Consider the following 20,769-nt stretch of genomic DNA (forward strand, 5'->3'; position numbering starts at 1 on the left):
AGAGTGTCATGGCAACCAGCCTGTGCGTTGGCGTTGAAGTGAGTCATGGCTTACCCCAGATCCTCGGCCAACCGCAGCACTTCATCCACCGAGGTGATCCCCTGGCGGGCATAATCCAGCGCCGTCAGGGCCAGTGGCCGGAAGTGTTCATGCTGGCGCGCCGCCTTGGCGAAACCTTCGGCATCGTTGCGGCGCAGGGCATCCATCATGGGTTGATCCAGTTCCAGCAGCTCATAGACCCCGATCCGGCCAGAGTAACCAGTGAAGTTGCAGCTCTGGCAGCCACGCCCCTTGTGATAGGCATGCTGACCGGGCGCTTCGCCGGAGAGCACAGTCAGCCAGGTGGCCTGCCCCTCGTCCGGCGCCCGCTCCTCGACGCAGTGCTCGCACACCCGTCGCACCAGCCGCTGGGCCACCACGGCTCGCAGCGCGCTCGCCACCAGATAGCCAGGCGCGCCCATGTCGATGAGACGCAGGGCACTGGTGACCGCATCGTTGGTGTGCAGTGTGGTGAGCACCAGGTGGCCTGTGATGGCGCCACGCAGGCCTATTTCCACCGTCTCGTTGTCCCGCATCTCGCCCACCAGCAGTATGTCCGGATCCTGACGCAGGGTAGAACGCAGCACATGGGAGAAGGTGAGGCCTATCTTGGGGTTCACCTGCACCTGGTTGACTCTGGGCAACCGGTATTCTACGGGGTCTTCCACCGTGATGATCTTGTGGCTGGCCTGATTGAGCTCGGAGAGGGCGCCGTAGAGGGTGGTGGTCTTGCCGCTCCCGGTCGGGCCCGTCACCAGTATCATGCCGTGGGGTCGTTTGAGCTGACGGCGAAAACGGGCCAGGATCTCCAGCGGCATGCCGGTCTCGCTCAGCGACAGTATGCCGGAGGATTGATCCAGCAACCGCATCACCACAGACTCACCGTACTGCACCGGCATGGTGGACATACGCACATCCACGTCCCGGCCGCGCACCTTCATGTTGAAGCGGCCATCCTGGGGCAGCCGCTTCTCGGATATGTCGAGCCCTGCCACCAGTTTCAGACGCAGCACCAGCGCCTGGGCGATGCGCACCTCGTTCAGAATATTCTCGTGCAAGATGCCGTCGATCCGCTGGCGAATGCGCAGCACCTTCTCATCCGGCTCTATGTGTATATCGGAGGCCCCTACCTGCACCGCGTCCTCGAACAGGGAACGCAGCAGCTTGGCCACCGTCGCCTCCCCCTCGTCACCGGACCCGATGTTGCTAGAACCCAGCTCGAAGCCAGTATCCTGATACTCCTCCTGCAGCTGTTCGGCGAAGCTCTCTATTTCGCGGGTACGGCGATAGAGGCGGTCGAAATACTCCAGCAACTGGCCTTCCCGCGCCACTGACAGCACCATCTCCCGCGGGCGCAGCAACGCCGCGATGGCATCGAGGGCACTCAAGTCCGCCGGATCCGACATGGCCACCGTCACCCGGTTGTCGGTGAGGTTGACCGCCAGTGCGCGATAGCGGCGCGCCTGTACCTCGGGCAACAACGGTACCGCCGAGACGTCGATGGTGAGGTTGTTGAGATCGAAGAAGGGCACGTCCAGCTGGCGGGCAAGAAACTGCAGCAGCTGTACCTCGCTGATGAAGCCGAGATCGATCAGTGTGGTGCCCAGCTTGCGGCCGGTCTGACGCTGCTGCTGCAGGGCGAGCTGCAACTGATCATCCGAGATGATCTGCTCTTGCACCAACAGGTCGCCGAGGCGCATTTTCAGTCTGGGTTGTGCCATGCAAACTCCAAAAAAAGTTAACCAGCCCGCCCGTCAGGGGGCAAGCTGGGCAATTCGTTGTTCAATCCAGCTCGCCGATGCTTCGCCGAGGTTGCCGTGTAGCTGGGCGTTGCGATAGGCATCGAGCGCCCGCTGGCTGTGGCCCTGACCATCTTCGGCCACGCCGAGCCCGAGCCACCAGCGGCCCTGATCCGGCTGCTGACGCAGCAAGGTCACATAGATCTCGGCCGCCTCGGCATTGCGGCCCAGCTCCTGGGTCACACCGGCCCAGGTGGCGTAATAATCCAGATTGCTGGCCAGATCCGGCTTATAGCCGGTCAACCAGCCGAGCGCCTTGAGCTGATCGCCGCTGCTGATGGCGAGCCTGGCCAGCAGCAGCCGAAAATCTGCCTGCTCTGGATCGAGCCGGATACCCTCTTCCAGCAGTTGAGTGGCCTCGCTCAGCCGACCTTCGCCATAGAGCAGACCCGCCAGTTGCTCGCGGGCCCCCTGATTGTGCGGGGCGTGAACCAGCACCTGATAGTAGTTGTCCTGGGCATCGCGCAATTGCCCCCTGGCCATGGCGGTGGTGGCCTTGCGCTCGGCCAGGGTTGCCAGCTCGGCCTCGGAGAGGTTCACCGTCTCTATCTTCAGCACACCCGGTTTGCGCGGTGGCGGGACGACAGCCTCTTGTTCCGCTTCCAGCTCGGCATAGAGGTCAGGCTGCAGCGCTTCATCACTCGGCGCCACCGCTTCATAGCCGGTTTCATCCTGCTCCTCCTGCACCGGCTCGGGATCCGCTGCGAGCTCGGGCCTTGCGCTCGGAGTGGGTAAGGCCACCACCAGATCCACCGGCTCAGGCTCCTGCTCCTCGTCCGCGGGTGTGACCGGCACAACGCGGGCAACGGCATCAGGCCGTGGCTCGCTGGTCGCCTGCACCTGACTCTGAGGCACAACCCGCTGGCTCTGCTGCCAATAGATCCAGGTCCGCCAGCCGAGAATGCCGAGGGCCAGACCGCAGATCAGGGTCAGCACCAGCATCCACCAGCCCTGTTGCCGAACAGGAGGCACATAGACGGCCCCCTCGCTCCCCTGCTGACGCAGTTCCAGATCCTTGAGCATCTGGTTTATCACGCTCATGGCCAGACTCCATAGGCCAGGGCGCACCCCAGCAGTAGTAACAGTGGCCACCAGCGACCCCGAGCGGGGCGGCTGGCATCGTCGGTATCGCGAATGGCGAGGTGCACCAGACCGGCATCGATCTGACGCTCACCCCGGCCATAGGCCAACATCAGGCACTTCTGCGCCAATATGTTGGTAAGCCGCGGGATGCCACGGGAGGCGCGCCACAGCAGGCGCATGGCGCGACCACTGAACAGCGGGGCCCCGCGATAACCCGAAACATGCAATCTGTGCTCCAGATAAGCGCGAGTCTCGTCAAAACGCAGTGGCCGCAGGCAGTAGGAGAAGCCGACCCGCTGGCGCAACTGGCGCAGATGGGGCTTGGCCAGCCTGGCATCCAACTCCGGCTGGCCGAACAGCACTATCTGCAACAGCTTGCTCGATTCGGTCTCCAGGTTGCCGAACAGCCGGATCGCCTCCAGGGTCTCGTCCGGCAGGGCCTGCGCCTCGTCGATCAGCACCACCACCCGGCTCCCATGCTGATGCAGGCCTATGAGGTGGCGATGAATGCGATCCGTCAGATCCAGCTCGTTGCCCTCCCGTACCGACAAGCCCAGCTCCAGGGCCAGTGCGGTGCGCAGCTCGGCGGGGGTGAGGTGCGGGTTGGGCAGCCAGGCCAGACGCACAGGACAGGCCTCTGAACCCAACTCGCTCAGTAGCTTGCGACAGAGCAGCGTCTTGCCGGTGCCGACCTCGCCGGTCACCTTGATGAAGCCCTCCCCCTGCATCAAGGCCCAATTAAGAACCTGCAGCGCCTCCTCATGGGGAGGCAGCCCGTAGTAAAAACCCGTGTTGGGGGTGAGGCCGAACGGCGCCTCCTGCAGACCGAAGTGGTTCAGGTACATGAGTCGTCACCGGCCTGGGGGTCTGCCGTGGCACTGGGCCACAGGCCGTCTGGAACAAAGCCAACCGTGTGCTGGGTCATGGCTTAGCCCTTGGGCGGATACCACTTGTCGAGCAGATCGGAGGAGCGCTGCAATTCGTTTTGCCAGGTGTCCTTCTCCACCACGGTCGGTTTGAGCAGGATCACCAGCTCCACCTTCTTGGTACTCTCGCGGCGGTTGGTGAAGGCCTCGCCGATCCAGGGGATATCCCCCAGCAGCGGTACCTTGCTGACGATCTCCTGCTTGTCGGTCTTCATCAGGCCGCCGATGACGATGATGTCACCGTTATTGGCCTGCACCACGGTATCGGACTCGCGGATCGAGCTCTTGGCGAGCGGCAATTCCAGCTTGCCACCCGTGGTGCCCAGATTTATCGTCTTGTTCTGCTCTTCGGTGTCGATGACAGAGGGGTGAATGTGCAACAACACCTTGCCCTCTTCGTCGATCTGTGGCGTCACGTCCAGCGCGATACCGGAGAAGAAGGGTGTCAGCTCAACGTTCGGGGTGCGTTCTGTTCCGGCCGTCGTTGAGGTTACCGTGCTAGTGGCGTTGGTGACGAAGTATTCGTCCGTCCCCACCTTGATCACCGCCTTCTGGTTGTTGGTCGCTGTCACCCGCGGACTGGAGAGGGTATTCACATCACCCTGGGTCTTGAGCAGGTTGACCGCCACGTTGAAGTTGCCATCGGAGATCTTGAAGCCGGCACCGCCCCCCAGTGCAGTGAAGATCTGGTTGGGTGTCGTGGGCAGCTGGGTCGGGGCGAGCGAGCCGCCACCGGTAATCCCCTTGTTGCCATCCCAGCTGGCGGAAAGGCCGCTCCAGTCCACCCCCTGTTCGTAACCCTCGTTGAGAGCCACTTCCAGAATGCGCGCCTCCAACACCACCTGGCGCTTGAGGTGGGTCTCGGACTGGCTGAGGAATTCACGCACCGCTTTCAATTCTTTCGGATAGGCGCGGATGGTGACCAGACCCGCCTGCGGGCTGGTGATGACGGCACGACCATCGCCACTGCCAACCAGCATCTCCAGCGAGGTACGCAGATCTGTCCAGTAATCGCTGTTGGTGTCTGTCTCGATGCGGGTGCCGTTGCCGTTATTCGAACTGGTATTGCCGTTGGATGCATTGCTGCTGTTGTTACTGTCGCTGTTGGCGTTGTCGAAGTTACTGCTATTGCTGTTGTTGCCGTTGGCCGTCACCCCGCCCGTGCTGACCGAGGTACGGGACAGACCACGACGGGACATCATCAGGTAGTTTACCGGTATGGTTTCGGTGCGCAGCCCAGCCGGATAGACGTGGAACACATTGCCCTTGCGCTGCACATCAAAGCCATACATGTCACCCACCACCGCCAGCACTTCAGACAGGGTGACGTCCTTGAGCTCGACGGAGATCTGGCCGGCCACACCGGGATGCACGGCCACGCTGTAACGGGAACCCTTGAAAAGGGATCCGAAAAACTCCACCGCATCCACATCGTGGGCGGCGATACGCAGCCGCGGTTCCGGCATGCTGAAGGCCTGGGGCGGCCGATTCATCTGCAGTAACTCGCTCTGTACCGACTTGGGCACTGTCGCCAATCCCCCGACTTTGTTCTGCTCGGCCATGGCGTGTTTCAGTGCATCCTTGGCCTGCACGGGTTCGGGGTGCTGGTAGCTGGTACAGCCTGCCGCCAGCACGGCCACAGAGATCAGGCAGAGATGATTTTTTTTCATGTAATGAGTGCACCCTGACTTTCAATTAAACTCGACAAACCTTGCCCCACCATCTCGGGTGGGGCGCGTTCAGATGCGGACCTTGCTGGCAAACAGGGTCAGCGACTGGCGCTTGCCCCCCTTCTCCAGCACCACGGCATCTGCACTGATGGACACCAGTCGATATCCCTCGACCTGCTGGCCCACCCGGTAACTTTTTCCATTGAGCACCGCCAGTGCCGGACCATTGCCCAGCATCACGCTCTGCAATGTTGGTAAACCGGCGCTCTGGCTGGCGGAGACCCCTGCCCGGCTGTTCATCCCGTCCAACGGTTCCGTGGGGTCCTGCAGCACCTCGGCCTGGGCCACTGCGCCCAGCAGACAACACAATAGCGTCAGCCATCTAACCACGAATAAACTCCTTGCTGGTGCTCAGGGTGTAGATTTCCATCTCCACCACGGCCTTGGGATGCTCCTGCACTTGGTAGTCAAACTGCTTCCAGTAGAAGTGACGGGGTAACGCCTCCAGTGCCTTCAGGTACTGATAGACGTCGAAGTAACCGCCCTCCAGCTTGAGGCGGATACCGTGCTTGAACAAGTTGATGCGCTGATCCCCCGCCATCAGCGGCTGGGGGGCGAGGGAGGTCAGTGCCAGCATGTGCAGATTGGTGGAGCGTGACAACAGAGCCTCCAGCACGGCTGGCATCTCGTGGGCCTGGATCAGATCCACCGTCTGGGCCTTGAGCTCGGCATCCAGCCTGTCGATATCCCCCTCGACCCGTACCAGCTGCTCGCGCACGCTCTGATCGGGATCACGCGCCAGCCTGGCCTGCTTGCCCAGGTTCTCGAGATCCATGATTTCCAGATCCCGCTGGGCCGTGGTCAAGGCCACCCTGTCCTGCGCCAGCCGCAGGGCGGCGCCATCCAGCCAGCCATAGATGACGCCAGCGCAGATCAGCACCAGACCGGTCAGCAGGATCAATATCCGCTCGCGCTGGCTGAGGGCGGCAATCTTGTCCGCCCATGCCTGCCATTGTGCTTTCAGGCTCATCAGGGCTTCTCCCGCTCTATGCCACTGAGCTGGAAGGCCAGCCGGCCCTCCTTGTCACGGTTCAGGGTCAATTCACCAAACTGCTTGCCCGCCAGCGACGGGGTCTGCTGGAAACGCTTTACCCAGGCGGGCACATCCTGGCTATGGTTGGCAAAGCCGGACAGGTTGATCCGCCCTTCGGCGATCTCGATCCGCTGCAAGGAGAGCTGCTTATCCCGAATGCGGGAGAGATCGGCCATCAGGCCAGCGTAGCCCTGGGATTTTTGCAACGCCAAACTGCCCAGCTGCTGCATCAACTCCTGCTTGGCAGTCAGTTCTTCCTGCTTGCTGGCCAGCTGCTGTTGCAACACAGCATTGGCTTGGTGGCGGGTCAACTCGGCATCCAGCCGTTGGGCCTCGCCACGCTTGACCTCCAGCGCCGCGCGCACCTGCGCCAGCTCACGGCCAACCCCTTGTTGCTGCCAGCCGTAGAAGGCGCCCATGCAGAGCAGCACTGCCACGCAGCCACCCCAGACCAGCGCCATCTGGTTGAGGCTGGCCCACTGGCGTCTGGGGCGAAATTCGGCGCCATAAAGGTTGATCTGATGTTTCATCAGGCATCCTCCCCGATGGCGGCAGCATAGGCAGAGAGATATTCAACACCGGACAGTATCGCCTTGTTGGCCATGGCGGAGACGGCGAAGCCGAAGGTCTGCTCCATGTGACGCACCAGGGTACCGATGAAGGGTGAGGCGATGGCGAGCTGCATCTGACCCAGCTCCGGCAGCTTGAGCTGGCCGACCAGGTAATCGAGGGAGCGCTGGATCTCCAGCGCCAGCGAATCGAGCAGCATGCTGTCCGGCTCATGCTCACCGGTGAGGGCGGTGAAACCGCGCAGCTGGCGGGAGAAGCAGAGGCCGCCCTGATGGAATACCAGCAGCTGCAGATCCTGTCCCCTGGGCTGCCACAACAGCATGCGCACCGCGTTGTCAGCCTCATAGAGCGCCGTCATGGCCAGCTCGTCGCTGATGATGGCATCCAGGCAGGCGATGCCGTTGACCGCATCCGCCAGCTGCTGCACCCGCACCTTGGGCACGCAGATCACGTTGATCCGCGGCCGGCCAGCCGGCGGCGTGGGCAAATCCACGTAGTCCATGGCGAGCTGCAACACGGGTTCATTGACGTAATCCTTGACCGCCCAGGGCAACGCACCGGCCATTTCGGCGTCGGGCACGGCGGGCTTGTCGATCTGGACTTGCTGATAAAGGCTGGCGGCGAGGGCGACCCGCACCTTAGACTTGGCGAGGCCATGGCGGCTGAACAGCTCGCTCATGGCAAGCGACCACTCCTGCGGGCCATGGATGGCGCGGGTGGCGAAGACAGGCTGAGGCCCTAGCGAGGCCAGCATAATCCGATCGCTGGCAAGCAGGAGTCCTACCTGATGGCTTGGGGTTGAACGTCTGAAAAGTTGTTTCATTAAAACCCGCACCTGGCTGCATAAAACGGATTAAACCTTAGCATAAACAGGATATTAGCCTCCATATAAATGAGGGATCACGCATTGCAACCCAACTCGACCCGCTCGCAGGTGTTGGCCCTGCAGCCGACCCGGCTTCCCTCGCCGCTCCAGGCCATCTCACACCCGCTGCTGACCGAGCATGGCGTAACGCTCTGGTGCAAGCGGGATGACCTGATCCACCCAGCCATCTCGGGCAACAAGTGGCGCAAGCTCAAGTACCATGTGCAACACGCTCAGGAGCAGGGCATACAGCACCTGATCTCGTTTGGGGGGGCCTACTCCAACCACATCCATGCACTGGCAGCAGCAGGGGGCCAATCCGGCCTGAGAACTACCGGCATCATACGTGGTGAACCGGAGGCCGTCAGCAACTCAACCTTGAGCGCGGCAAAGGGATGGGGCATGGATCTCATTTTTGTCGATCGCCAGAGTTACCGGCGACGGCAGGAGCCAAACTGGCTGGCCCAGTTCGCGGCGCCAGATAGCCTGATAGTGCCGGAAGGAGGCAGCAGCCCGCTCGCCATTCCCGGGGTAGCCGAGCTGGTCGGCGAGGTGCCCTTCTCACCGGATCTCTGGGTGTTGCCCTGCGCCAGCGGCGGCACCCTGGCTGGCCTCATCGCCGGCAAACGGGAGCAGGAACGGATCCTCGCCATCGCGGTACTGAAAGGGGCAAGTTTCATCGCCGACGAGGTACGGCGCCTTCACCCGGCCGCAGCCACCACCCCTGGCTGGCAGATAGCGCTGGATCACCATGATGGCGGCTATGCCAAATTCAGCCCGGGACTCTGGCAGTGGGTGCAAGCCTTCAGTGCGCAGACTGGCCTGCCGCTTGAGCCCATCTACAGCGGCAAGGCGATGTGGGGTCTGTTTCGCGAACTGGCCGCCGGGCGCATCCCCCGCGGCAGCCAGATAGTCTTCATCCACACGGGGGGCATGCAGGGACTCGCGGGTTTGAAAGAGCAAGGCCGGATCTGAGGGCGCCCCTGCGGTCACCGGTATCAGGCGCCGGCGGGTTCCATCACTAACTGCTCCGGCTCGGCAAACCAGGGCCCCTGGCCGGCATGGACGCCGAGGTGGCGCAGCATCTTCCACTCGTCGCCGCTCTCCACCCCCACGGCGATGACCCGGGTGCGGGTATTGGCACAGCCCCCCACCAGGCTACGCACCGCCATCTGGTTGACCTGACGGGTGTGGATCTCACGAACCAGACTGGGATGGAGCTTGAGGAAGTTGATCTCGAACTCCTTGATGTATTGGGTGCTCACCACATCCTGGCCGGCATGATCGATGGCCAGCTGGCAACCCAGCATGCGCAGCGCTCGCAACGGCCGCTTGAGCGCCTCGTAGTGGCGGGTCACCTGGGCCTCCGACAGTTGCAGGATCAGCCGTTCGTTGGTGCTGCGCGACAGCTGGAACAGATCGAAGAAGAGCCAGCGCTGGAACTCGCGGTGCAACAGGCTCTGGGCGCAGAGAGTCAGGCTGATGGGGCAGCTCTGCTCTGAGCGCTGACGCAGCAGCCACAGGGTCTGCTCCGCCACCAGTCGATCCAGTGGCAACAGCAGCCCCGCCTTCTCGGCCATCGGCATGAAGACACCAGCCTGCAACTCCCGCCCCTGCTCGTCGTGAATGCGGATCAGCAAGTCCTGCTGCAACACCACCTGATCCCGCTCCTGCTGCACCGGCTGGACGTAGAAGTCGATGCCGTGCTCCTCGATGCGGCGACCGATCAGGGTGCGCCAGCGTACCGTGCCCTTGCTGCTCTGCTCCTCATCCAACTGCTTTTCGTAGAGGAACCAGCCGGTGTGACCCTGCAGCCGCGCGCTCTTGAGCGCCAGCTCGGCCTCTTCCTGCACCTTGAGCAGGGAATCCTGCGCCTGATAGCAGACGGCGCCGAGGTAAATGGCGGTCTCGACGTTGACCGCCTCGGGCCAGTGCAGCCGTTGCAGGCTCTTGTGCAGCTGACCCGCACCGTCCACCATCTCGCTCTCGGACATATTGGGCAACAGCACGGCAAACACCTGCCCGGCATAGCGGGCCTGCAGGGCGCCATTGTGCTTGCGCACGAAGGCGGCGATGGAGGCACTCGCCTCCATCAGCAGCTCCTGGCTCTGGCGCCCACTCAGCTCGGGGTCCAGATCCTCCAGACCGGCGAGCTCGATTAGCAACACGCCACCGCTCATCACGCTCGCCTCCATGATGGCGCTCTCCAGCCGGTTGTCGAAGAACAGGCGGTTGCCTATGCCGGTCATCTTGTCGACAAAGGCGTTGCTGCGAATGAAGTTGTCGAAACGGCTGCGCTCCTTGCGGGCATCCGCCAGCTCGGCCAGCAGATAGTCGATGGCCTGGCTGGCGGAGACGGGCCACTCATCGGCCGGATCGTGCGCCAGCTTGGTGAGCTTGTTATCAAGGATCAGCTGGGCGCGCTCGGCCAGCAGCTCGGCACCCCGTAGTTGCAGCCTCAGCCAGCGAATGGAGTACCAGAGTCCGAAGATGACGATGAAGACGCCAAGGGAGATGCCGGACATGGCCTGCATGGAGTATTCAAACTCCTTGAACGGCCGCTCCAGTTTGAAGTCGGCCTGCATGTCGGTCTGATGGGAGATGGGCTGGCTGTAGGGGATCAGCAGGCTCTCATCGGTCGGCTGCTGCACATCGCGAAACCAGTAGACCCGCTGCTTGCCCTGACGGATCTCCAGCTCCACCACATGGGCCGAACGCAGCAAGGTTGGCAGCCAGCGGGTGAGATCCTGGTGGTCCTCGGCCACCTCCAGCTGCTTGTCGATGATCTCGACCAGAGAGTTGACCTTTTTCTGCTGCAGCTCCATGCCCAGCTCACGAAAGCTGAATACTCCGCCGAGCAGCACCATGGCCATGGCGGCGATCACGCACAGGGTAATAAACGAGACAAGCTGAGTGGTCAGTTTCATGTACCTTTCCGTATGCCCGACAACATCCATGTGGCTTCATCGTATCAGCCAACGCCGAAGCGCGCCTATGGACGAAGATCCCGCTTCTGGAATTCAGCGGGCGAGCATAACCAAATGGGCACAGGAACACCAAGCCTGACGGCAAGCAAGCCATGAAAAATAGCCACAGGGACAGGAAACGAGAGATGGGCGGCGGGATCAGGGATTTTCAGGCAGAAAAATGGTCCCACTAAGGGGACCGAAAGAAACACTCATATCAAAACTAACACTCTGTGCTACTGACAAAAAAACAGATACAGGAGTATTGAACACACGGTGAGTCAAACCGCACGGGTACTGTAGTCGCTTCAGATAAGCTGGACAATTGTCACTTATGACAGGTAAGCGATTGAATCTTCATCAACTGATTTAACAAAGTCTTTATTTATCATGTTGTTATGATTTTTCGTTGCGAGTAAGGAATGAACAGCTCAAATCGATGTAGCTAATGCACTATGATATTGCCGTTCATATGCATCCCATCTCCACATCAGGCAGGTGTACCTTGCGAAAAATTCCCCCTCTCTGGATCAGTCTGCTGCTGTTCTGCCTGCCCGTGCTGGCGAGCCTGCCCCTCAGCCAATTGCTCGGCAAGCCGCTGGCACGCCATATGTTGCAACAGAAACGGGAGGAGATAGAAGCCGCACTGGTGGAACGACACCTGGCGCTGGATGAGAGTATCCGCACCCAGCTGGCCCAGTTCGCCTTCGACTGCGGACCTGAGGACATGGCGCTGCTGCGGGGTCCCCGCTTCTATAACCTCCATATTCGCCTGCAAGGCCTCATCCTGGCCTCCGGGGCGAGCTGCTCCAGCCTGGGGCTCCCCGTCCCCTTTACCACGACCGCGCTGCCACCCTATTCCGGGCAGGAGCAATACGGGGTGGCCGCCACCCCCGCACAGTTCAATACCGAACAGGAGCTGATCGCCTACTTCCGACAGAATGGCAATACCGCCTACTGGGTGCTGAACAACAGCTGGAGCCATACGCTACTACAAACCCCCTGTGCCGACTGTTTCTACCTTGAATTCAGCCAGCAAAATGGGGACCACGCTACCCCGCTCTTCCCCCGAGGTGACAAAACCATCAAACAGGAAGAGGGCAACCAAAGTTTGAGCTTTCTTGAGTCCGAAAATCAGATAAGGCAGACGTTATGGGCGGGCAAGGCGCTGGAGCACTATGCCCGGCAGCAGGCTCGGTACTATGGGCTCTGGTATGGCGCCGCGCTGGGTTCCCTGCTGGTCGCCGCCTACTGGGGGCTGCGCAGCTATCGGCGATCTCTCAAGGGACTGCTGCAAGCCGGGCTGGCCCGGCGGGAGTTTGTCCCCTTCTATCAGCCCATAGTGGATAACCGCAGTCAGCAGGTGGTTGGCTTCGAGGCACTGCTGCGGTGGCAGCGGGAGCGCGAGATGGTGCCACCTGGCGCCTTCATCGACTATGCGGAGGAGCAGGGGCTGATCCTGCCGATGACGGAACAGCTGCTGGAGCGGATCATGACGGATCTTCCCCGGCTGGCGCCGGCGCAGTGGGTCAGCGTCAACATAGTGGCCGCTCACATAGAGCAACCCCATCTGCGCACCCTGTTGCAGCGACATGGCTGGCCCTCACCGACCCGGCTCACCTTCGAACTGACCGAACGCAAACCGATCACCGATATCAAGGCGGCGATCGGCGAGATCACGGCACTGCAGCAGCGGGGCTATCACTTCAAGCTGGATGATTTTGGCACCGGCTATGGGGGCTTCGCCTACCTGCAGCGACTCGGTATCCGCCAGATCAAGATCGACAAGATGTTCGTCGACACCATAGGTACAGACGACCTCAAACGAACGCTGCTGGACTCCATCATCGCCTTCGGCCACGAATCCGGCATGGAGATGATCGCCGAGGGGGTCGAAACCGGGGAACAGGTCGATTATCTGCGCCAGCACGGCGTGCATCTCATCCAGGGCTATGTGTATGCCAGGCCCATGGCCCTTGCCCAACTACAGATTTGGCTGTTGGCGTGGCAACAACACCATGCCGGGGAAGGCTAACGCCGGTATTGCAGTATCTGACCGCGAAAAGGCTGGCTCAGATAGCTCACATCCAACGGCTTATGCTGGCTGTGTGTATAGCCCAGGCTCATCATCAGCTTGCTGAAACGGCCCTGCTGGCCACGGCCCGGATCCACCAGGATCACCTCGCAGTGGGACTTGGCGTGTTGTTCGATAAAGCCGGCCAGCGTCTCGACCTGGCCGCGCTCATAGAGCAGATCACTGCCGATGATGAGATCGAAACGCCCCAGTTCGGTGACCGCGTCTTCCCAACCGGTACGGATAAAGGGGATGATCGCCCCCTTGTTGAGCAGCACATTGGCCGCCAGAAAGGCCCCCGCCTCAGGGTGATAATCGGTGGCCGTGATATCCGCCAGCCTGTGGTTGAGCACCAGACTTGCCAGGGCTATGCCGCACCCCACCTCCAGGATCCGCAGATCCGCCACCTCGTGCTCCACCATCAGATGGGCCAGCACATTGCCAGAATCCCAAACGATGCCAAACAGCGGCCAGAACGCCGAGGAGATGCCAAGCGCCTCTGCCTCTCCTTCGTCATCAGAGAACTGCTGGTTGTCGCGCAACGTGCACAGGTGAATGTCGAGTTCGCCAAACTCTATGGTGTGATAACGCAGACGTACAACAGACATGGGAGTCCCTGGTCAAGATGCCGCCAGACCCACAGAAGCATGAATTCGACTGGCATGACCCCATGCTACGCAGTAACCGGACAGATACCTATCTATATCCCGGCCCGACCGAGCAGGCGCGGCAGATTACATCTTGCAACAAAATGATTTTCCCCAGGCAGTACAACTCCCTTTATCATTAGCGGGCTCGCCACCCCCGTGGCGTCGCCGTTTTGCCTCCATACCCCGTCGGCCCCAGCCGCCCCGAGATGAGAACCATTGCCCTATGAAGTCATTTATCCGGCAAGAGATTGCCCTGCCCGTTGGCCTGCTGACCCTGCTCTTTTTCAAGACCCTGGGGAGCAACCTGCTGACAGAGGCCACTCCGCTCGGGATCTATCTTCCGGTATCGGCCGGGCTGCTGGCCATCGTCACCTGGGCCATCTTCTCGGTGGTACGCCACTCTGACGCCCTCGCCATCAAGCTGGGCGAGCCCTTCGGCACCCTGATCCTGACCCTCTCGGTCATCTCGCTGGAAGTGGTGATGATCTCCTCCGTCATGCTCACCGGCGAGCCCAACCCCACCATGGCCCGCGATACCATGTTTGCGGTGGTGATGCTGGTGAGCACGGGTCTGGTGGGCTTCACTCTGCTGTTTGGCGGCTGGCGCTACCACACCCAGAGCTTCAATCTGGACGGGGTCAAATCCTATCTGGTGGCCATCATACCGCTGGCGCTGCTCTGTCTGGTGCTGCCCAACTTCACCCGGGGCGGCACGGTCGGCAGCATGTCGAGCGCCATGTCATGGATGCTGATCATCGTCTCGATCCTGCTCTATGGCGTCTTTCTGCTGATCCAGACCCGCAGCCACAGCCACTTCTTCGTCGACAGCGATCACGAGGATTACGAAGAGTACCACGGCCCGCTGCAGAGCAATGTCTACCACACCCTCCTGCTGCTCGCCTACCTGGTGGTGGTGATCCTGCTGGCCAAGACGCTAGCCATCCCCATCAACTACGGGGTGCATGTCATGGAAGCACCCGCCGCACTGGGCGGCTTTATCGTGGCCTGTATCGTGCTGGCGCCGGAAGCGGTGGGCGCCCTCAAGGCGGCCTTCAACAACCAGTTGCAGCGCGCCATGAACCTCTACTTCGGCTCGGTGCTGGCCACCATAGCTCTCACCGTACCCGCTGTGCTCTTTATCGGTTCCATGCTGGATCAGGAGGTGCGCCTCGGCCTTTCCGCCGCCGACATGGTGCTGCTCTTCACCACTCTCATGGTCTGTAAAGTGACCTTCAGCAGCGGTCGCACCAATGTGCTGCATGGCGCCACCCATCTGGTGCTGTTCGTGGTCTATCTGTTCCTGATGTTCGAACACGAATAACAGGCGCCAGCACCTATCCCGGTGCTGTTCGTGGTCTATCTGTTCCTGATGTTCGAGCACGAATAACCGCGTTCAACCAACGTCAGAAACGCAAAGACCGCCCGATTGGGCGGTCTTTTGTTATGGGCGGATAACCCCTTACAGGCTGGGCAGCACCCCGGCCGGGATCAGGTCGTTGTAGCTGGCGCGGCCCAGCAGGGCGGCAGCCGCTTCGATATCCGGCGAAAAATACCTGTCCTTGTCGTAGAAGCTCACCTCTGCCCGCAGCCGTCCCTTGGCCAGTTCGATAAGCTCGGTACTACGCAGCGGCGCCCGAAAATCGAGCCCCTGGGCCGCAGCCAGCAGCTCCACCGCCAGGATACCACGGGTGTTCTCCGCCATGTCCGCCAGCCGGCGAGCGGCGAAGGTGGCCATGGAGACGTGATCCTCCTGGTTGGCGGAGGTGGGCAAGCTGTCCACCGAGGCGGGATGAGCCAGGCTCTTGTTCTCGGAGGCGAGCGCCGCCGAGGTGACCTGAGCGATCATAAAGCCGGAGTTGACGCCGCCGTTGTTGACCAAGAAGGCGGGCAGGCCCGACATGCGGGAGTCGATCAGCAGCGCCATGCGGCGCTCGGAGAGCGACCCGATTTCGGCGATGGCCAGTGCCAGGTTGTCGGCGGCGAAGGCCACGGGCTCGGCGTGGAAGTTACCGCCGGAGAGGATCTCCTCATCCTCGGCAAACACCAGCGGGTTGTCGGAAACCGCATTGGCCTCGCACACCAGCACCTCGGCGGCGTGGCGGATCTGGGCCAGACAGGCCCCCATCACCTGGGGCTGGCAGCGCAACGAGTAGGGGTCCTGCACCTTCTCGCAGCTGTGATGAGACATGCCGATCTCGCTGCCATCCACCAGCAGGTGACGATAGCAAGCCGCCGCATCGATCTGACCGCGCTGACCACGCACCTCATGGATGCGGGCATCGAACGGACGACGACTGCCCAGCGCCGCCTCCACGCTCATGGCGCCGATAGTGATAGCGCCGGCGAACAGATCCTCGGCATGGAACAGGCCTTCCAGCGCGAACGCCGTGCTGGCCTGGGTGCCATTGAGCAGCGCCAGTCCCTCCTTCGGTGCCAGAGCGATAGGCTCGAGGCCCGCGATCTTCAGCGCCGTGGCGGCGTCCATCAACTCGCCCTTGTGGCGGGCTTTGCCCTCCCCGATCAGCAGACAGCTCATGTGGGCCAGCGGTGCCAGATCGCCGGAGGCGCCGACGGAGCCCTTCTTCGGCACTACCGGATAGACTTCGGCGTTGATGAGTGCCATCAGCGCCTCAAGTACCGTCAAGCGGATGCCGGAGAAGCCCCGCGCCAGGGAGTTGACCTTGAGCACCATCATCAGCCGCACTGTGGCGTCATCCATGTAAGTGCCGATGCCAGCCGCGTGGGAGAGCACGATGGAGCGCTGCAATTCGTCGAGCTGCTCCACCGGGATGCGGGTGTTGGCCAACAGGCCAAAGCCGGTGTTGATGCCGTACACCACTCGGTTCTGCTCGATCACCTTGGTGACCACGGCTGCGGAGGCGTGGATCCCCGGCAGGGCGGCCGGGGCCAGGCTGATATGAACCGGCTCGCGGCTGACACGACGCAGGGTGTTGAGGCAGAGCTTGCCCGGTAACAGATTGAGTTCAAACATCTTATTTAGCCCCTTTGTCCGCTGCGGTCAGCATCGGCAGATCCAGTTTCGCCTCATGGGCACAGTTAATCGCAATCTCGTAACCCGCATCCGCATGGCGCATCACACCGGTAGCCGGATCGTTGCGCAGCACGCGGCCAACACGCCTGGCGGCATCCTCTGTGCCATCACAGACGATCACCACGCCCGAGTGCTGGGAGAAGCCCATACCCACACCACCACCGTGGTGCAGGGAAACCCAGGTCGCACCACCGGCGGTATTGAGCAGGGCGTTGAGCAGCGGCCAGTCGGAAACGGCGTCTGAGCCATCCATCATGGCTTCGGTTTCACGGTTCGGGCTCGCCACCGAGCCAGAGTCCAGGTGGTCGCGGCCAATGACCACGGGCGCCTTGAGCTCGCCATTTTTCACCATCTCGTTAAACGCCAGGCCCAGACGCACCCGATCCTTGACGCCGACCCAGCAGATCCGTGCTGGCAGACCCTGGAAGGCGATGCGCTCGCGGGCCATGTCGAGCCAGTTGTGCAGATGGGGATCGTCCGGGATCAACTCTTTGACTTTCTGATCCGTCTTGTAGATGTCTTCCGGATCGCCGGAGAGCGCCACCCAGCGGAAGGGGCCAATCCCCTCGCAGAACAGCGGGCGAATGTAGGCAGGCACGAAGCCGGGGAAGTCGAACGCATTCTTGACCCCCTCCTCCAGCGCCATCTGGCGGATGTTGTTGCCGTAATCAAGCGTGGCAGCGCCACGGGATTGCAGGGTCAACATGGCTTCCACCTGGCGCGCCATGGAGTGGCGGGCCGCCTGGTTAACCTCCTGGGGCGCGGATTTTTGCAACTCGCGCCACTGAGCGACGCTCCAGCCCTGGGGCAGGTAGCCGTGGATCGGATCGTGAGCGGAGGTCTGGTCGGTGACCACATCCGGGGTGATGCCACGGGCCACCAGCTCGGCAAAGACATCGGCGGCGTTGCCGAGCAGGCCGACCGAGACGGCAGTGCCGCCCTGTTTGGCCTCCTCGACCATGGCCAGCGCCTCATCCAGGCTGTGGGCCTTCTTGTCCACGTAGCGGGTCTTGAGGCGAAAATCGATGCGAGTCTCGTCGCACTCGACGGCGATCATCGAGAAACCGGCCATGGTGGCGGCCAGCGGCTGGGCGCCGCCCATGCCACCCAGACCACCGGTCAGGATCCAGCGGCCCGCAGGCTCGCCGTTGAAATGCTGGTTCGCCACTGCGAAGAACGTCTCGTAGGTGCCCTGCACGATTCCCTGGGTGCCTATGTAGATCCAGGAGCCCGCCGTCATCTGGCCATACATCATCAAGCCCTTCTTATCGAGCTCGTTGAAGTGTTCCCAGTTGGCCCAGTGCGGCACCAGATTTGAGTTGGCGATCAGCACCCGAGGCGCATCCTTGTGGGTCTGGAACACACCGACCGGCTTGCCCGATTGCACCAGCAGGGTCTCGTCTTCCTCGAGCCGGGTCAGCACCTCGACAATCTTGTCGTAGCAGGCCCAGTTGCGGGCGGCGCGGCCGATACCGCCATACACCACCAGGGATTGGGGATGCTCGGCGACTTCCGGATCCAGGTTGTTCATCAGCATCCGCAACGGCGCTTCTGTGAGCCAGCTTTTCGCGGTCAGCGCGGTACCACGGGGGGATCGGATGACCCGGCTCGGATCCTGACGGGGATCCAGGTGTTGCTCAGACATACACACTCCTTGTTTTATCAATGCAGCAGCATGGCGACCTGCCTTCGGCAGGCAGCTACTTGGTTAACTGATGGACCAGCCGGGCGGCCACGCGGGCGCTGCGGTTATCCTGATCCAGGTTCGGGTTGTACTCGGCCAAATCGGCGAGCCGCAGCTTGCCGCTGGCCCGGATATGGGCGATCAGGGGTTCGATGACCGCCAGCTCGACGCCGCGAGCGGCGGGGGCGCTCACCCCCGGCATCACTGCGCCGGGCAAGACGTCGAGATCGATGGTCAGATAGAGGTGATCGCAGCGGGCGATAAAGCCATCCAGCCCGTTCAGAAGCTCGGGCAATTCGACCAGGGTCATGGCCTCATCCAGCGCATACCAGACCCTCAGCTCATCGGCCCGGGCAAACAGGGCCTGGGTGTTGGCGGTCTCGGCCACCCCGAGACAGGCGTAGTGAAATGGCGTGCCTTGGGCAGCGCACTGCTCGGCGATCTGGAAGAAGGGAGTACCTGAGCTGGCCTGATCTTGCTTCATGCGCAGATCGAAGTGGGCATCGAAGTTGATGATGCCAACCCGGCCCTGGCCAGCCAGATGACGGTTGAGACCGCTCCAGCTGCCGAACGCCACCTCATGGCCGCCCCCCAACACCAGCGGGAAGTGGCCTTCATCCAGCAGGCTTGCCACCCGCTCGGCCAGACGGGCATGAGCGGCATCGAGATCGCCGTCGTCGCAGCCCACATCGCCGGTATCATAGACAGGTTTGCTCAGATGCCAGGCACTGTTGGCCAGCAGCTTGCGGATCGCCAGCGGTGCGCCGGCTGCCCCCGCGCGCCCCTTGTTGCGGCGCACCCCCTCGTCGCAGGCAAAGCCCACCAGAGCGATGCCGGGGGCGGCATCATCACCACCCGCCCCGGTGGCTTGCCAGGGTTGCACCCTGTCGTGCCAACGCAGGGCAAGTTCGCCATCTTCCGGATCCTGACGCCCCTGCCAAACCGACATATGGGGCTGGCTGAACTTATCCATGCAGCGTCTCCTCGCCGTTGACGATACGGCTCACCAGCTGATCGACGCCAATGAGGTAACTCAGCTCGGCCGGGTGCGCGCAGTTCCAGACCAGGAAATCCGCCAACATGCCGACTCTCAACTGCCCCAAACGCTCCTGCTCGCCGAGCGCGCGGGCGGCGTTGCGGGTCACCCCGACCATGGCCTCGACCGGTGTCAGACCGAACAGGGTACAGGCCATGTTCATGGCCATGCGCAGCGACACAATGGGGGCAGTGCCCGGGTTGATGTCGGAGGAGACCGCCATGGGCACATGGGCCTTGCGCAGGGCTGCAACAGGGGGCAATTTGGTCTCTTTCAGGAAATAAAATGCGGTGGGCAGCAGGGTGGCGACCACGCCGCGGTGGGCCAGCGCCTGGATCCCTTCCTGATCCAGATGCTCCAGATGATCCACCGACAGGGCGCCAAAGTTGGCGGCCAGCGCACTGCCCCCCAGATTGGAGAGCTGCTCCATGTGGCCCTTCACCGCCAGACCGTATTGATCCGCGGCCAGATAAACCTGCTCGGTCTGGGCCAGCGAGAAGCCGATGTGCTCGCAGAAGACGTCCACCGCATCGGCCAAGCCTGCCTCGGCCGCCGCCGGGATGATCTCCTGGCAGATGGTCTCGACCCAGGAGTCGGGATCGTCACGATATTCAGGCGGCACCGCATGGGCAGCCAGCAGTGTGGTCTTGACCCGAATGGGCAGCGCCTCCCCCAGTCGGCGGGCAACCCGCAACATCTTGAGCTCATCATCCAGAGTGAGGCCGTAGCCGGACTTGATCTCCACTGTGGTGACCCCTTCCCGGATCAGCGACCTGATCCTGGCTGCCGCCAACGTGAACAGCTGCTCCTCGCTGGCGGCACGGGTGGCCCGCACCGTACTGAGAATGCCGCCGCCCTTACGGGCGATCTCGGCATAGGGCACCCCTTTCTGGCGCAGCTCAAACTCTTCGGCCCGGCTGCCGGCGAAGATGAGATGGGTGTGACAGTCGATGAGGCCGGGCGTCACCAACTTGCCCTTCATGTCCTGCCAGTGGGCGGGATAAGGGCCTTTGAGATCCTGCATGGGCACCAGGGCGTGGATCTTGCCTTCATGAACGCCGAGGGCGTGGGGTTCCAGCAGACCGTAGTCCGCCAGATCGGGGCGCAGGGTGGCGGGTGTCACGTTGAGCCAGACCCGCTCGCAGTTCAACAGTTCCTTGTTCATACCGACCTCTAAATGTATATACATTAATTTATATCCGATCTTTGTCAGGAAAGAAAGGATCAAATTCACATCTTGATAACAGCGCTGTAATTAGATG

General features: G+C 62.0%; 17 protein-coding genes. 3 read left to right on the top strand and 14 right to left on the bottom strand.

Features of this window, described 5'->3' with window-relative positions:
- Positions 1 to 50: 50 nt before the first annotated feature.
- From mshE to WJM78_RS21315, 8 genes are all read right to left on the bottom strand, one after another.
- On the bottom strand, positions 51 to 1,760 hold the full coding sequence (gene mshE, locus WJM78_RS21280) for an MSHA fimbrial ATPase MshE (protein ID WP_339011835.1): 1,710 nt from the start codon (positions 1,758 to 1,760) through the stop codon (positions 51 to 53).
- Positions 1,761 to 1,793: 33 nt separating this feature from the next.
- Entirely contained in the window at positions 1,794 to 2,879 is a 1,086-nt protein-coding gene (locus WJM78_RS21285) for a tetratricopeptide repeat protein (protein WP_339011838.1), read from the bottom strand.
- Entirely contained in the window at positions 2,876 to 3,766 is an 891-nt protein-coding gene (locus tag WJM78_RS21290; RefSeq protein ID WP_042037977.1) for an ExeA family protein, read from the bottom strand. Before WJM78_RS21290 ends, WJM78_RS21285 begins: the two co-directional genes overlap by 4 nt.
- 83 nt (positions 3,767 to 3,849) lie before the next feature.
- Positions 3,850 to 5,517 carry a pilus (MSHA type) biogenesis protein MshL gene (gene mshL / locus WJM78_RS21295; protein WP_042037978.1) on the bottom strand — a complete coding sequence of 556 codons (1,668 nt, stop codon included), beginning with the start codon at positions 5,515 to 5,517 and terminating at the stop codon, positions 3,850 to 3,852.
- Positions 5,518 to 5,586: 69 nt separating this feature from the next.
- The gene (locus WJM78_RS21300; RefSeq protein WP_108537934.1) at positions 5,587 to 5,907 is read right to left on the bottom strand and encodes a SctD/MshK family protein; all 321 of its coding nucleotides are present in this window, start codon (positions 5,905 to 5,907) and stop codon (positions 5,587 to 5,589) included.
- Positions 5,900 to 6,547, bottom strand: coding sequence for an MSHA biogenesis protein MshJ (locus tag WJM78_RS21305; RefSeq protein ID WP_339011846.1), 648 nt, complete (start codon positions 6,545 to 6,547; stop codon positions 5,900 to 5,902). The genes WJM78_RS21300 and WJM78_RS21305 overlap by 8 nt, the downstream gene beginning before the upstream one ends.
- Entirely contained in the window at positions 6,547 to 7,140 is a 594-nt protein-coding gene (locus WJM78_RS21310; RefSeq protein WP_339011849.1) for a PilN domain-containing protein, read from the bottom strand. The genes WJM78_RS21305 and WJM78_RS21310 overlap by 1 nt, the downstream gene beginning before the upstream one ends.
- The gene (locus WJM78_RS21315; protein ID WP_339011852.1) at positions 7,140 to 8,003 is read right to left on the bottom strand and encodes an MSHA biogenesis protein MshI; all 864 of its coding nucleotides are present in this window, start codon (positions 8,001 to 8,003) and stop codon (positions 7,140 to 7,142) included. The genes WJM78_RS21310 and WJM78_RS21315 overlap by 1 nt, the downstream gene beginning before the upstream one ends.
- A 69-nt stretch (positions 8,004 to 8,072) precedes the next feature.
- Between WJM78_RS21315 and WJM78_RS21320 the strand changes: the two genes are divergently transcribed.
- Positions 8,073 to 9,020, top strand: coding sequence for a 1-aminocyclopropane-1-carboxylate deaminase/D-cysteine desulfhydrase (locus tag WJM78_RS21320; protein ID WP_339011856.1), 948 nt, complete (start codon positions 8,073 to 8,075; stop codon positions 9,018 to 9,020).
- 23 nt (positions 9,021 to 9,043) lie between these two features.
- On the opposite strand, the gene WJM78_RS21325 is transcribed toward WJM78_RS21320, so the two are convergent.
- Entirely contained in the window at positions 9,044 to 10,972 is a 1,929-nt protein-coding gene (locus WJM78_RS21325) for an EAL domain-containing protein (RefSeq protein WP_181364751.1), read from the bottom strand.
- Between the two features lie 544 nt (positions 10,973 to 11,516).
- On the opposite strand from WJM78_RS21325, the gene WJM78_RS21330 reads away from it, so the two are divergent.
- Entirely contained in the window at positions 11,517 to 13,046 is a 1,530-nt protein-coding gene (locus WJM78_RS21330; RefSeq protein ID WP_339011861.1) for an EAL domain-containing protein, read from the top strand.
- Here the strand turns inward: WJM78_RS21330 and WJM78_RS21335 are convergent.
- Complete coding sequence (locus tag WJM78_RS21335) at positions 13,043 to 13,693, bottom strand: class I SAM-dependent methyltransferase (protein ID WP_042037988.1); 651 nt, start codon at positions 13,691 to 13,693, stop codon at positions 13,043 to 13,045. The genes WJM78_RS21330 and WJM78_RS21335 overlap by 4 nt on opposite strands.
- 265 nt (positions 13,694 to 13,958) lie before the next feature.
- Between WJM78_RS21335 and WJM78_RS21340 the strand changes: the two genes are divergently transcribed.
- The gene (locus WJM78_RS21340; RefSeq protein ID WP_042037990.1) at positions 13,959 to 15,056 is read left to right on the top strand and encodes a calcium:proton antiporter; all 1,098 of its coding nucleotides are present in this window, start codon (positions 13,959 to 13,961) and stop codon (positions 15,054 to 15,056) included.
- A gap of 138 nt (positions 15,057 to 15,194) precedes the next feature.
- Here WJM78_RS21340 and hutH read toward each other — a convergent pair whose 3' ends face one another.
- Genes hutH through hutI form a run of 4 tightly spaced genes read right to left on the bottom strand, consistent with a single transcriptional unit; the run spans position 15,195 to position 20,672 of the window.
- Positions 15,195 to 16,727, bottom strand: a complete 1,533-nt coding sequence (gene hutH / locus WJM78_RS21345) for a histidine ammonia-lyase (RefSeq protein ID WP_339011865.1) — start codon at positions 16,725 to 16,727, stop codon at positions 15,195 to 15,197.
- Position 16,728: 1 nt separating this feature from the next.
- Entirely contained in the window at positions 16,729 to 18,432 is a 1,704-nt protein-coding gene (gene hutU, locus WJM78_RS21350; protein ID WP_108536900.1) for a urocanate hydratase, read from the bottom strand.
- A 55-nt stretch (positions 18,433 to 18,487) separates the two neighbouring features.
- Positions 18,488 to 19,444: a formimidoylglutamase gene (gene hutG / locus WJM78_RS21355; protein ID WP_339011869.1), complete on the bottom strand. Its 957-nt coding sequence runs from the start codon at positions 19,442 to 19,444 to the stop codon at positions 18,488 to 18,490.
- Complete coding sequence (hutI, locus tag WJM78_RS21360; RefSeq protein WP_212514705.1) at positions 19,437 to 20,672, bottom strand: imidazolonepropionase; 1,236 nt, start codon at positions 20,670 to 20,672, stop codon at positions 19,437 to 19,439. The genes hutG and hutI overlap by 8 nt, the downstream gene beginning before the upstream one ends.
- Between the last annotated feature and the right edge of the window lie 97 nt (positions 20,673 to 20,769).

The sequence above is a fragment of the Aeromonas popoffii genome (genome assembly GCF_037818705.1).
GTDB classification, from domain to species: domain Bacteria; phylum Pseudomonadota; class Gammaproteobacteria; order Enterobacterales; family Aeromonadaceae; genus Aeromonas; species Aeromonas popoffii.